The 12,226-nt window shown below is 57.5% G+C and carries 13 protein-coding genes; 3 read left to right on the plus strand and 10 right to left on the minus strand.

What is annotated here, in order from left to right; all coding sequences use genetic code 11:
• Positions 1–35: 35 nt before the first annotated feature.
• Together ACSAMM_RS05635 and ACSAMM_RS05640 are read right to left on the minus strand one after the other, a co-directional pair.
• Positions 36–740: an ATP-binding response regulator gene (locus ACSAMM_RS05635; protein ID WP_457790355.1), complete on the minus strand. Its 705-nt coding sequence runs from the start codon at positions 738–740 to the stop codon at positions 36–38.
• A 68-nt stretch (positions 741–808) separates the two neighbouring features.
• Positions 809–2,524: a putative bifunctional diguanylate cyclase/phosphodiesterase gene (locus tag ACSAMM_RS05640; protein WP_457790357.1), complete on the minus strand. Its 1,716-nt coding sequence runs from the start codon at positions 2,522–2,524 to the stop codon at positions 809–811.
• 278 nt (positions 2,525–2,802) lie between these two features.
• Here ACSAMM_RS05640 and ACSAMM_RS05645 point away from each other — a divergent pair, with 278 nt between their 5' ends.
• The 3 genes from ACSAMM_RS05645 to ACSAMM_RS05655 all read left to right on the plus strand — a co-directional run bounded on the left by ACSAMM_RS05645 (position 2,803) and on the right by ACSAMM_RS05655 (position 4,722).
• Entirely contained in the window at positions 2,803–3,246 is a 444-nt protein-coding gene (locus ACSAMM_RS05645) for an RrF2 family transcriptional regulator (protein ID WP_457790358.1), read from the plus strand.
• Between the two features lie 65 nt (positions 3,247–3,311).
• Positions 3,312–3,437 carry a hypothetical protein gene (locus tag ACSAMM_RS05650; RefSeq protein WP_457790360.1) on the plus strand — a complete coding sequence of 42 codons (126 nt, stop codon included), beginning with the start codon at positions 3,312–3,314 and terminating at the stop codon, positions 3,435–3,437.
• A 25-nt stretch (positions 3,438–3,462) separates the two neighbouring features.
• On the plus strand, positions 3,463–4,722 hold the full coding sequence (locus tag ACSAMM_RS05655; RefSeq protein ID WP_457790362.1) for a redoxin domain-containing protein: 1,260 nt from the start codon (positions 3,463–3,465) through the stop codon (positions 4,720–4,722).
• A gap of 40 nt (positions 4,723–4,762) precedes the next feature.
• Here the strand turns inward: ACSAMM_RS05655 and ACSAMM_RS05660 are convergent, their stop codons facing one another.
• The 8 genes from ACSAMM_RS05660 to rsgA all read right to left on the minus strand — a co-directional run bounded on the left by ACSAMM_RS05660 (position 4,763) and on the right by rsgA (position 12,219).
• Complete coding sequence (locus tag ACSAMM_RS05660; protein WP_178721701.1) at positions 4,763–5,386, minus strand: 4'-phosphopantetheinyl transferase superfamily protein; 624 nt, start codon at positions 5,384–5,386, stop codon at positions 4,763–4,765.
• Between the two features lie 93 nt (positions 5,387–5,479).
• A complete protein-coding gene (locus tag ACSAMM_RS05665; RefSeq protein ID WP_178721703.1) occupies positions 5,480–6,070 on the minus strand; it encodes a site-2 protease family protein in 591 nt (196 codons plus the stop codon).
• Positions 6,063–7,001 (minus strand): M23 family metallopeptidase, encoded by a 939-nt coding sequence (locus ACSAMM_RS05670; RefSeq protein WP_457790363.1) that lies wholly within the window; start codon positions 6,999–7,001, stop codon positions 6,063–6,065. Before ACSAMM_RS05670 ends, ACSAMM_RS05665 begins: the two co-directional genes overlap by 8 nt.
• Positions 7,002–7,062: 61 nt before the next feature.
• Entirely contained in the window at positions 7,063–8,541 is a 1,479-nt protein-coding gene (spoIVA, locus tag ACSAMM_RS05675) for a stage IV sporulation protein A (protein ID WP_178721707.1), read from the minus strand.
• Between the two features lie 14 nt (positions 8,542–8,555).
• Positions 8,556–10,079: an SPOCS domain-containing protein gene (locus ACSAMM_RS05680; RefSeq protein WP_178721709.1), complete on the minus strand. Its 1,524-nt coding sequence runs from the start codon at positions 10,077–10,079 to the stop codon at positions 8,556–8,558.
• Positions 10,080–10,257: 178 nt separating this feature from the next.
• On the minus strand, positions 10,258–10,347 hold the full coding sequence (spoVM, locus tag ACSAMM_RS05685; RefSeq protein ID WP_178721711.1) for a stage V sporulation protein SpoVM: 90 nt from the start codon (positions 10,345–10,347) through the stop codon (positions 10,258–10,260).
• A gap of 270 nt (positions 10,348–10,617) precedes the next feature.
• Positions 10,618–11,244 carry a thiamine diphosphokinase gene (locus tag ACSAMM_RS05690; RefSeq protein ID WP_457790366.1) on the minus strand — a complete coding sequence of 209 codons (627 nt, stop codon included), beginning with the start codon at positions 11,242–11,244 and terminating at the stop codon, positions 10,618–10,620.
• A 72-nt stretch (positions 11,245–11,316) separates the two neighbouring features.
• Positions 11,317–12,219 carry a ribosome small subunit-dependent GTPase A gene (gene rsgA / locus ACSAMM_RS05695; RefSeq protein ID WP_457790368.1) on the minus strand — a complete coding sequence of 301 codons (903 nt, stop codon included), beginning with the start codon at positions 12,217–12,219 and terminating at the stop codon, positions 11,317–11,319.
• Between the last annotated feature and the right edge of the window lie 7 nt (positions 12,220–12,226).

Here is a 12,226-nt window from a genome sequence, read left to right on the forward strand (position 1 = left end):
TAAAATCGTATAACGTCTGATACAGTCGTTCCGGCTCAATGGGCTTGGCCAGATGCGCGTTCATACCAGTCCATGCCCGGCATTTTCCAATCGATCAGGATGGTGTCGAAATATTGATGCTTATCCCAGAGGATTCCGACGCGCTCAATCGCTTTCCGGCCGCTGTCCACCCATTCGGCCTGGATGCCGATTTCCTTGAGCGTGACCACCGTACTCTCGCAAACCGCCACGTCGTCGTCCACCATCAGCGTCCGCATATGCGAAAAATTATAATCCCGCTTTTTCAGGTTGTGCCTCAGCTTTTCCTCTTCCGTGATGCCCAGCTTAACGTCCACAGTGAACGCGGTGCCGATCCCCTTTATGGAACGCACCGCGATACTGCCATCCATCATGTCGACGATGTTTTTGGAAATGGCCAAGCCGAGACCGGTGCCGCCGTACAGAGCGGTGGTGTCGGTGGATTCCTGGGAAAAGGGCTCGAAGATGTGAGGAAGGAACTCCTCGCTCATGCCGACACCGGTATCGTTGACGATAAACCGTATAACCGCATCGTTTTTCGTTCTTTTTCGCTGGGCCGCCGAAAAGGTGACCTTTCCTCCCTCGCCTGTAAATTTGATAGCGTTGCTCAGAATATTGATGAGCACCTGTAAAAAAGACAGGGTTCCTTCTGCATCGCACTGCTCAAACCAGGAGCGGAAGAACGCTTGCACAGTCGATTCAGCCGCGTTTTGATGGTTCATCGGTTTTCGTCCTCCCATGACTGCCAAAATGGACACATCACGGCCTGCTGGCCGGATAGCCAACGAAATCAGGCAGAACCGTGCTGGTCGGCGCGGCCGACTGCCGCGTCCGGTGTAACCGATAAGCGCTGTTCGTTCATCAGCTTTTCAAAGTCCAGGGAGGGCATGGGCCGGGCAAAAAAATACCCCTGCACATAATCGCACCCGATTTCGCGCAGGCGTTCCAGTTGTTCCTTGGTTTCCACGCCCTCGGCCACCACGCTCAGTTTCATCCAGCGGGCCAAATCCATAATAAAGCGCAGAACTCCCTGATTAACCGGCTTGGCCGTTTCGCTCTGCATAAATTTCATGTCCAGCTTCAAGATGTCGATGGGCATTTCATTGAGCATATTTAAAGAGGAGTAGCCGCTTCCAAAGTCATCCATTTCCACAATAAAGCCAACCTTGCGCAGACGGCTGACCGTATCGATAATCTGCTTCGGATTTTCGGTATAGGCACTCTCCGTAATTTCGAGATGAAGCCGTTCCGGCGATACATCATATTTTTTCAGGGTATGTATCAAAATGTCCACCAAATCCGCGTTGTAAATGTCCGCCCGGGACACATTGACGGAAATAGAAATCGGCGGGTATCCTTTATCATCCCATTCCCGCAGAATGGAACAGACCCCGTCCCAGATGTATTGATCGAGCCGGGTGATAAATCCGTTTTTCTCGAACAAAGGAATGAATTCCGAAGGCGGCTGCAACCCCCATTCCGGATGGTTCCAGCGAACCAGCGCCTCGGCGCCGGACAACCGGTTGTCCGCGATGCGATATTTCGGCTGCAGGTAAATGACGAACTGCCTTTTAGCCAAGGCCGTCTCCATCCCATCCGTAATGGCCTGTTCCCGCAGCAGCTGGTTGCGAAGCTGGTCATCGTAAGCGGCAAAATATTTGCCATACTGCCCTTTGATGCTTCGAGCGGCCAGCAGCGCCCGATCGCACATCTGCTCCACCGAAATCGTGCGGTCCTCGATGGAATAAATTCCCCATTTCATGATAACGTTCTTTGCGCTGGACAAGGTGTGCACCCGTACGCTGGCCTCCATGAACATCTCGTCCGTATACTGGACGCTGCGTTCGAGCAGGCAGGCGAACTGATCCGCGTTGAACCGCCCGCAGATCCCCCGCTCCCCGACAAGAGATGTATACATGTCCGCCAGGCCGCAAAGGAGCCGGTCCCCCGCCGGAATACCGAATACATCGTTAATCAGCTTGAAATTCTCCACATCAGAACAAATGATATCATACTCCCTGTCCGGATGATGCAGCAGAATCTCCTTGACCCGCTGATAAAAGAACTCCTTGCTGTACAGCCCCGTCAGTCGATCATACTGAATCAGCCGAACCATGGCGGCGGTTTCCCGCAGATGGATAATGCTGGCTACCCGATGCAGAATAATCTGGGGTTTATAGGGCTTTGCCACAAAATCCGCCGCACCGTGGGACAAAGCGGCAACCTCTTCGGATTCGCTGTCGTTCTGCGTGGTCACGATAACGGGGATGGAGGACAAGGAACGATCCGTTTTGACCACGGAGAGAAAGGTATACCCGTCCATTACGGGCATAACAATGTCCAGCAGAATCAGGGAAACCCCTTCGCCGTACTGTTTTAACAGATCGAGCGCCGCCTGTCCATTTTCCGCTTCCAGTACATCGTATTCGGCGGCCAGAATCTGGCACAGCAGCGCCCGGTTCAGGGCATTATCTTCCACAACCAGTATCATTTTACGTGAAATCATGGTCTCATTCCTCTATTTGTTATCCCTCATCTAGGGAACTCACTTCCATTTTGTTACAATTTAAGGCGAAAAGTCTTCTTTTATACGCTATCTCTGCTTATATATATGTTTTTTTAGTATAACATAGGAAAATGGAAAGCGCAATCTTTTAGCAATATACTCCAATGAAAGAATTTTTTATTAGTTAAACCAAATTTTGGTGCGGATTTCCAAATTTCTCTTGACAGGGGATGCTGTAATGGATATAATTACAGCACGAAGTAAAGAGGTGACGGCTTTTGAACAGCGATTTTATTCTCGGCGTTCACGCCCTGGTTTTCCTCAACCATAAGGCGGAAACCCTCAACAGCGAAACGCTGGCACAGAATATCTGCACCAACCCTGTCCGGGTACGCCGGGTAATGGCCAGGCTGCGGAAAGCCGGTCTGGTGGAGACTCGCGGCTGGCGGGAAAACGCCGGCTATTTCTTCCCCCTCCCGCCGGACACGGTCAGCCTGCGGCAAATCGCCGACGCGTTGGACGCCCGTTTTGTATCCACCGGTTGGCGCAGCGGCGCTCCCCACATGAAGTGCCGCATAGCTTCTGGTATTTCCGGCGTGGTGGACAATATCCTGGACGACTTAAACAGCCAATGTCTTGAGCGCTTGGAACATATCACCGTGCAAGATGTCGAGCGGCAGCTGTTCGGCGGCTCTTCGACTTCTGTCGAAACAAACGAATAAGCCTGTTTGGAATAGGTCATGCTCGTGGAGCAATCGGCGGCCATGTATGGGGGACCTGTATCAACGTGACCTGCATCCCCACCAAATCACTGGCGCACAGTGCCGCTCTTCCCTGCACCGCCCTGCGCGACGCCGTTTATACCCACCCCACCATGAGCGAGGCGCTCAACGATTTATTCACCTGCGTATAAAACCGCAACATGTAAAGGAGATGCTATGGGTTTTAACATCGAAACCAGCGTGCCAATTCTCACCGTGTTTATTCAGGGGCTGCTCAGCTTCTTCTCCCCCTGTGTGCTGCCGCTCGTGCCCCTGTATGTGAGCTATCTGGCGGGCGGCGCCAAAACGGTGGAGGAAGACGGCACCATCCGCTACCGGCAGGGTCGGGTACTCGTCAACACCGTGTTTTTTGTCCTGGGCATCAGCTTCACCTTCTTTATACTGGGGCTCGGTTTCAACGCCCTGGGCCGCTTCTTCAGCGACAACCGCATCTGGTTTGCCCGCATCAGCGGTATCATCATGATTCTGTTCGGTGTCTATCAGCTCGGCGTATTCGGCCAATCTAAGGTTCTCGGCAAAGAGCACCGTCTTCTTTTCCGGCTGGATCGCCTGGCGATGGGCCCTCTTCCGGCGCTGCTGCTCGGCTTTACATTCAGCTTTGCCTGGACGCCCTGCGTCGGTCCCACCCTGGGCAGCGTTCTGCTGATGGCCGGCTCCTCCGGATCCATGGCCAAAGGCTTCGCGCTCATCGGCGTCTATACCATCGGGTTTATCCTGCCGTTTCTGGCCGTGGGCCTGTTCACCGGAACGGTGCTCAATTTCTTCAAAAAGCACCGCAACGTGGTCAAATACACGGCTAAAATCGGCGCGGTTCTGCTGATTTTGATGGGCGTTATGACCCTGACCGGCATGATGAATGGTTTCACCAGCTATCTGTCACAGTTTGGCGGCGGGCAGGAATCCGCCTCCTCCGCCGTCAGCGCCGCCCCCGATACTTCCGAGGAATCCTCCTCTGCGTCTCAGGAGCCCGCTTTTCCGGCGCCAGATTTCACCCTGACCGATCAGTACGGCAAGCAGCATAAGCTGTCCGACTTCAAAGGGAAAACGGTTTTCCTCAACTTCTGGGCGACCTGGTGCGGACCCTGCCGCAGCGAAATGCCGGAAATTCAGGCTCTTTATGAGAAATACGGCAAGAACGAGAAAGACCTGATCGTCTTGGGCGTGGCCGGTCCCAACCAGGGGAACGAAGGCTCCACGGCCTCCATCAAAAAGTTTTTGAAGGACAATCGATATACTTTCCCCGTAGTGATGGACGAGAGCGGGGATGTGTTCGCGGAATACGGCATCCGCGCCTTTCCCACCACCTTCATGATCGACAAGGAGGGCAACATCTTCGGCTATGTGGAAAGCGCCCTAACCGGCGATGTCATGGAAAGCATCGTCCAGCAAACCATGTCCGGAAAACGCACCTCTTAAAAGCAGCTGGGCCGCACAGCCATCGCCGTGCGGCCCGGTTTTATAACGCATGTCGCAGCTCGTCCCACGTCATCCTCTGGACCAGCTCTTTGCAAAATGGTACGGCGGAACAAACCGACGCGGCCCAATCCCCTTCCCGGAAGGTGGTCAGCAACTGGGCAGTCTTCTCCTGTCTCGTGTCGATGCCCGCCAGCACCTGGGCCAGTCCTTGGCCCGACCACTTGCTGTACGCCTCTTTCTGCGTCCAGAGCGCCGTCATCTTTGCAGCATCCTGGCCGCACCACTCCGTTTCCGCCGGGGTAAAGCAGCGGCGCAGCACACGCGGGGACAGCACTCGAATCGTCTCGATATCAACCCCGATCTCCTGGTCGCTGATCCCGAGAAGCACGGCCGTTCCGGAATGCGAGAGATTATAGCGGCAGGAGGGGCACCCTGGCAGAAAGGGCTTTCCCGTGGGTGAAAGCCCAAGCGACAGCTGATCCCTTCTAAGTCCTGTGCACCTCTGGAGGAGAACCGCCTCCAGCGCATAAGCCGCCAGCCGCGTCGTCCGATTTCCCGCCGCCACCCTTTCGCGCCGCCCCGGCAGCAGCTTGTTCAGCACCGCCGCCTCCTCGCCGCTGTCAAGAAGGGCCGGCGCCTCCAGCAACCAGACAGATAGCGGCATCGCTCGTCCCCCCTTCCTCATACTGCCAGCAGTATACCATACCCCGCCTTGTCTTGACAAGGCGAAAAAGCCTGCCGTCCGAAGCGGCAGGCTCTATTTTTTCTTGAGCAGCAGCAGTAATACGAGGTAGACGCTGACCGCCAGCAGCGTAAAATTATACCCGCTGTGCAACAGCACGTAGAAGCCCGCCGCTGCCAGAGGCAAGATGGTCACCACCGACACAACCAGAACCGCGCGGGTCGCCTTCGGCTCCTCCATGTGGGGCGCCAAAAGACAGAACAGCGCCTGTCCCCCGTCCAGAGGTTCCACCGGCAGCAGATTCATCACCGCCATGGTCGCATGCACCATGACCGGCGTTGTCCAGCCTCCGCCAAGCAGCAGGAGGATCCCACAGGAGAGGCCGTTGACCAGCGGCCCGGCAAGAGAAACCCACACATTTTTCCCATAGCCGATAGGCGCGTGAACATCCTGCTCGACCCGCACGCCGAAAATGCCGATCGATACCCGCGCCGGTCTTCCGCCGCAGGCCAGCAGCATTAGAAAATGCCCCGCCTCGTGCATCACCGAGGCGGCCAGGCACCATCCCGCCATACCGCCTGTGTCCAGCGTCAGCAGCACCACCACCGTAGCCGGAAACAACAGGCTGCACGCCCATTCGGTTCCCCACAGCCGAAACTTAAGCATACAGGCTGACCGGCACCAGGCCGACCGGATTATAGGTCTGCCCGTTCACCCGTACCTCGACATGCAGATGGCTGCCGGTTACGTCGCCCGTGGCGCCCACCTTCGCTACGATTTCCCCCGCCCGGATCACCGCCTCCTTTTCGGCCAGAATCTCCGAACAGTGGGCGTACAGAACCTCGATGCCGTTACCGTGATACAGCTTGATGTAGTTCCCGTAAGTGGGATCTTGTCCCACATCGGAAACCACGCCGAAATACATCGCATGCACCGGCGTGCCCTCCGGCGCGCCGATATCGAGGCCCTTGTGGAACCCCTCCCCTTCCTTGGTCGGATTTTTCCGATAGCCGTACCCGGAGGTGATCGTACCGGTATCCAGCGGTGCCGTGGCCAGACGGTTGGCCGTTACCACGCCGAAGGTAGAGCCTTCCGGCGCGTAACGAACCGTCTGAACAGACGCGGTGCCGGAGGAAGCGGATTCCGCGGAAAGCGTGGCGCCTGCCTGCTTGGTGCCCTCGCTGCTGGCCGGCGCGTTCGCCGAAGACGCGCCTTCCCCGCTTTCCGCAGGCCGGCTGTCCGGTACGGACGCATCCGATGTATCCGACGAAGATGACGCGCCGTCCGGCTGGGAGGCATCGCCGGAGCTGTCTCCCGGCACGGGCTCGCTGTTCGGCGATTCAAACAAGGCCGCCAGAGTCGCCACAATGGAGTTGCTCATGATGGATTCGTTGAACTGCTGACGCAGCTGCGCAAAAGCGTCGCCCCCCACCAGCTTCATCACCAGCACCAGCAAAATCACTGCTATGCAGGAAACGCTCTGAACCAGCACCACCTGCATACCCGCCAGCGACGGCTTCTTTCCCCCACGGTTTCTCTGTTCTCCCGCCGGACGGCGGGACGGCCTGTTCGTTCTTTCTTCCGGCGTATTCGGCATGTATCCCATTCCCTTCCGCCGGCGCGGGAGGCCTCCCTCCCGCGCCGGATGTCCTATCCAATTATACGATGATGCAAATCAGGCCGCTGCAGCCTTCATTGATAATGCGCTCCACCGTTTCCTTGAGCTTGATGCGGGCATCCGTCGGCATACGGTACAGCTTGTTATGAAGCCCCTCGTTGACCAACCCATACAGGGAGGTGCCGAAGATGTTGGACTCCCAGATTTTTCCGGGGCTCTCCTCAAACTCCCGCAGCAGATAGCTGACCAGCTCTTCCGACTGCTTCTCGCTGCCCACAATGGGGGAAACCTCGGTGGTGATGTTGGCCTTGAGCATATGGATGGAGGGGGCCTCCGCCCGCAGGCGGATACCGTACCGGCCGCTCTGCTTGATAATTTCCGGCTCCTCCAGGGTCATTTCCTCCAGTTCCGGCATCACGATGCCGTACCCGGTGGCCTCCACCTGATCGAGGGCGCTCTTGATTTTCGCATACTTTTTCTGGACGTCCGCCAGTTCCATCATGGTGGCCATCAGCGCCGCCTCATCGGTGATATCCAGACCAGTGGTCTCCCCGAGCACGCGATAGAATAGGCCGGGATCAATGGTGACGTTGATGGTGGCGCAGCCCTGTCCCAACTCCACGCCGGTGAGCCTGGCCGCGTCCACATACTCGCAGTTCTCGACGCCGCCAGCCATGCCAGCCACCTGGCTGACCTTCCTCACCCGCCCGGCCGCCTCCCGGATAGAGTCGAAAATCGTCTTGCGGATGGGATGATTCTTATCCAGGCTGGTCAGCCATTTGGGCAGTTCCACGCCAATTTCCCGCACCGGGAACTCAAAAAGCACCTTCTCCAGGATTTTTCGGATTTCGGCCTCGCCCATATCCAGGCAGTTGACCGGACAAACCGGTACGCCGTAGCTTTTCTCCAAATCCGCGCACATCTGCATCACGGCGGTGGAGGTGGGGTTCATGGTGTTCATCAGCACCACGAAGGGCTTGTGGATCTGCTTGAGCTCCCCGACCACCCGTTCCTCGGCCTCTCGGTATTCCTCCCGGGGAATCTCGGTAATGCTTCCATCGGTGGTAATCACCAGGCCGATGGTGGAATGCTCGTTGATGACCTTCTGGGTGCCTATTTCCGCCGCCATGTTGAAGGGGACCTCCTCCTCAAACCATGGCGTCTTGACCATGCGGGGCTGGTTGTTCTCGATGTATCCCAGCGCCGAAGGAACAATGTAACCCACGCAGTCGATGAGACGGACGTTCAAATTGGCCGTGCCGTCCACCGAAATGCTGACCGCCTGCTCCGGGATGAACTTAGGCTCGGTGGTCATGATGGTCCGCCCCGCCGAAGACTGGGGCAGCTCGTCGTTGGCCCGCTCCCGCCGATAGGCACTGTCGATATTGGGTATCACCAGGGTGTCCATAAAGCGCTTGATAAACGTGGACTTTCCGGTCCGGACCGGTCCCACCACACCGATATAGATGTCGCCGTCCGTCCGTTTGGCAATGGTATCGTAAATGCTCTGGCCTTCCATACGGTCACTCCCCCTTAACAAAGCGGCACCAGCAGCATGGTGTCCTCCGGTAATATTTCGCTGGACAGGTTGTTCTCCTCCATCACGGCATTCATGGAGGTGTGGCAGTTCTTAGCGATTTCCCAAATGGATTCGCCGCCGCCCGCGAAGTAAATCTTCAGCGCGGCTCTTTCGGGCGGAAACTCGGCGTTATCCTCCGCCGTAATGGCCGTAACCGCCTGACAGGTGTTTCCCGCGTAGCAGCAGCGCACCACTTCCAGCTCCAGCCGCAGCTCGACCTTGCCGCCGACAATGGCGTATTCCACCTGGGTGACGGCCATATCCGCTGTCATGCTGTCGCACCGCTCGTCATAATCCAGAGTAAAATCCGCCGGCCGCTCGTAGTAGGCGACCGCCCCGCCGGGATCCCGGGCCAGCATGGAAATCAGCAGCCGTCCGTCCACGAAGGCCTTTCCGTCCTCGCACCGCTGGCCAACCGGTGACGCCTCGCACCAGACGTCCACGATATCCGACACGCCGTCCGGCGGCAGCTCGAAGGCTTCCTTGACCACGTTGGTCTCCCGCCGCACATGCATTAGATGCTGGGTCTCCAAGCGGCCGGTTTCCAGCTTGAGAGGGCACCGGGCGGAATACGCGTCAATGACTACCTCGGAGGAACCCGTGCGGTAGCACTGGAGCTGGGCCGTCAGCTTAATGCTCACGGCCAGCAGACAGCTCTCGCCGTTTTGGTTGACGCTGATATGGACGTCGCTGGATACCACATCCAGGAAAACCTGGCACTGCCAGTCATCGCTCAAGCCGTCCACATCGATGATTTGGCTGAAGGGGATTTCATGGCGCACTTGTTCCATCGTCCCGGCCGACACATCGCTGGCATACAGATTTTTCAGCAGAATGTCGCCCTTGATGATGGCCTTGTTGGCCAACAGCTTGCAGTCGGTCAGGCAGGGGACGGCTTCTCCGCGGATGAGTGCTTCCGCCGGCGGTTTTCCGCTTCCCAAATCCAGTACCTCACTGATGGTAAAGGTCTTCTCGGCACTGGCCGCGGGCACGGAATAGGACACCGGCTGATTGCGGGTGTACAGGCCGCCTCCCGTGGCGTCACAGACGACCTCCCGGCCGCCCTCCGCCGTGATTTTCAGCTTGACCGTGAACGCGCCGTGGACGTCCAGCCTGCGGGGGCTGGTGGCCCGGCAGTTGACATAATCTGTTTTGGCCGTGGCCCGCACACAGGGATTCAGCCCCATGCTTTTGACGGCAAATGTACTGGTGAAGGGCTGGCTGAATTCGCAGCAGCGCACACACTTACGCGCTTCATCCAGATACATGACCCGGATGTTTGCCTGCCCGTCCACCAGCATCCGATCCCCGCTGAGCTGCTTTGACTGAATGACCGGCTTGAGGGTACATTTCAGCACCGCTGCAATGTCCGGACAATAGTCCGGCAGGACAAAGTCACAGTCCACCGGACGTTCGTCAAAGTCATCGAACAAGGTTTCATTGGTGGAAATGGCCTTGTTCATCACCTTAAAGTCCATGAATACACCTCTCCTTTGTGCTGCGGATGCCACGCCGCACTCACAGCTGCATACGCATATGTTCACTCTCAATATATTCTACCTGTCCAAGAAGTATGCACCGTCTCAAACAAAGATTTCTCCAAAAGAAAAGGACATGGCCGCATGGCCATGTCCTCTCCGGCGATTCCCGCCGTCTTCAGTCTATGTAGCTTTCCTTTTTAATGCCGAACAGCTTGCGCAGGATCCCGCTGAACAGTTTGGGGCTCTTTACAATGACGATTTGCATACTCATACTCCTCCATTTAGCGTCAATTTCGGGCTTTGGAACAACCAACAACCACGAGCGCCGCCGCGACTACAACAAGCATCAGCTGGGGCGGGCATATCGTGGCAGCCAGCAAACCGACGCCGAAGGCCGCACAAAACAAACCTGTACTGCATTTGCGTTTCACCGAAGTCATCCCCCATCCGCTTTCGTAATCACGGCGTTTCCCGTGTCTACTATCAGCATATTCGACACGCGGAAAAGGGTGCAGACTTTTCTGCTGTAAAAACGTCAATCTTTTGAAAAAAGAAGCAATAAAATGCCTTCCTGGAAGGAAATTCGCGCCGGACAATCCAAAAATTCATTGCTGACCCCCACGGGATTGTCGGTCGTCAGCGTCGCGTCGGTCAGCAGATACCGGACATCCCTCAGCGTGACGCCCCGCACCTCACCGCCATACGGGAAGAGCGACAGCTTCCATCCCTTCTGCGGGGGGATAGTAAAGGACGACGGCGCATACAGGAAAACCCGGTTGCGCTCATCCGCCATCATCGGCGTACCTCCCTGGCGATGGATATACAGCATCACCGCCAGATTGGCTATGGTGTGATCCAGCCGCCCCCCCGTGCAGCCCAGCAGCAGGAATTCCCGGAATCCCCGCTCCAGCCCCGCCATAGCGGCCGCCATGGTGTCCGTCCAGTCCTTTTCGGCCGGCAGACGGAGCACCTCCGCCCGCGTTTCCCGCGGCGCCTCGCCGGAATCGAAATCCGCCACAATCAGCCCGGGGGTTACCCCTAATCTTTCGGCCAACCGCATCCCGCCGTCCGCCGCGATAAACCAGTCGTCATCGCGCAGCAGCGGGCGCAAGGCCTCCGGATCCTCCACCGGCCCGGCGGACAATATGACACAGCGGCTCATGTGCTTTCTCTCTCCTGACTTCCGTAACGCCGTTTAGAACCCCACGGCCTCATTGGTGGACCGACCGTCTGTCTATTCGGCGTTCCCTTTGAACTCCCAATCCTTTTTATCCTTGACCTCTTCATACATCGTCCGGTAGCTTTCATACCGGGAAGCCGCGATTTTGCCTTCCTCCACCGCCTGCCGCACGGCGCAGCCCGGCTCCTTGACATGGGCGCAGGAGGTGAACCGGCACCCGCCCCTATACGGCGCAAATTCCCGGAAGCAATTCGGCAGCTCCTCCTTGGATATCCGTTCCGCCCGCTCCATGTCCAGGGAGGAGAAGCCGGGCGTATCCACGATATAGCCGCCGCCCTCCAGGCGGAACAGGGTGGCGGTCCGGGTGGTGTGCCGCCCCCGGCCCAGCTTTTTGCTGATTTCTCCGGTCTCCAGCGTCAGACGCGGATCGATGGCGTTGAGCAGGCTGGATTTTCCCACCCCTGAATTGCCGGTGAACGCGCTGATATGGCCGAGAAGCCGCTGCCGCAGCGGCTCTACCCCTTCCCCGCCGCTTGCCGATACCGTGAAGCAGGGCAGCCCCGTCGTTCCATAAATATCCTCCAGCCAGGACGTATCCTCCAAGTCGGCCTTGTTGATGACCACCAGAGGCTCGATCCCCTTCTTTTCCGCGATAGCGATCATTTTATCCAGAATAAGGGTGCTCGGCGATGGATCGGCGATGGAGGCCACCAGCACGAGGTAATCCAGATTGGCCACCGGCGGACGCACCAGGACGTTGCGCCGTTCCAGCACCTCCTCCAGGGTTCCCTTCTCCCCGCCCTGCCGGGAGATCCGCACCCGATCCCCGGCCACCGGCGCGAGTCCCTGCTTGCGGAAAATCCCTCTGGCCCGGCATTCATATACCGCATCGGCGGCTTCTACATAATAGAAGCCGCCGATGCTCTGTATGACGATTCCCTGTACCGTTTCGTTCATACATTCC

This window comes from Anaeromassilibacillus sp. SJQ-5 (assembly GCF_054108045.1).

Coding starts and splice junctions, on each gene's coding strand:
- ACSAMM_RS05635 (WP_457790355.1), bottom strand. CDS start 740: ATGAACCATCAAAACGCGGCTGAATCGACTGTGCAAGCGTTCTTCCGC.
- ACSAMM_RS05640 (WP_457790357.1), bottom strand. CDS start 2,524: ATGATTTCACGTAAAATGATACTGGTTGTGGAAGATAATGCCCTGAAC.
- ACSAMM_RS05655 (WP_457790362.1), top strand. CDS start 3,463: ATGGGTTTTAACATCGAAACCAGCGTGCCAATTCTCACCGTGTTTATT.
- ACSAMM_RS05660 (WP_178721701.1), bottom strand. CDS start 5,386: ATGCCGCTATCTGTCTGGTTGCTGGAGGCGCCGGCCCTTCTTGACAGC.
- ACSAMM_RS05665 (WP_178721703.1), bottom strand. CDS start 6,070: ATGCTTAAGTTTCGGCTGTGGGGAACCGAATGGGCGTGCAGCCTGTTG.
- ACSAMM_RS05670 (WP_457790363.1), bottom strand. CDS start 7,001: ATGCCGAATACGCCGGAAGAAAGAACGAACAGGCCGTCCCGCCGTCCG.
- spoIVA (WP_178721707.1), bottom strand. CDS start 8,541: ATGGAAGGCCAGAGCATTTACGATACCATTGCCAAACGGACGGACGGC.
- ACSAMM_RS05680 (WP_178721709.1), bottom strand. CDS start 10,079: ATGGACTTTAAGGTGATGAACAAGGCCATTTCCACCAATGAAACCTTG.
- spoVM (WP_178721711.1), bottom strand. CDS start 10,347: ATGCAAATCGTCATTGTAAAGAGCCCCAAACTGTTCAGCGGGATCCTG.
- ACSAMM_RS05690 (WP_457790366.1), bottom strand. CDS start 11,244: ATGAGCCGCTGTGTCATATTGTCCGCCGGGCCGGTGGAGGATCCGGAG.
- rsgA (WP_457790368.1), bottom strand. CDS start 12,219: ATGAACGAAACGGTACAGGGAATCGTCATACAGAGCATCGGCGGCTTC.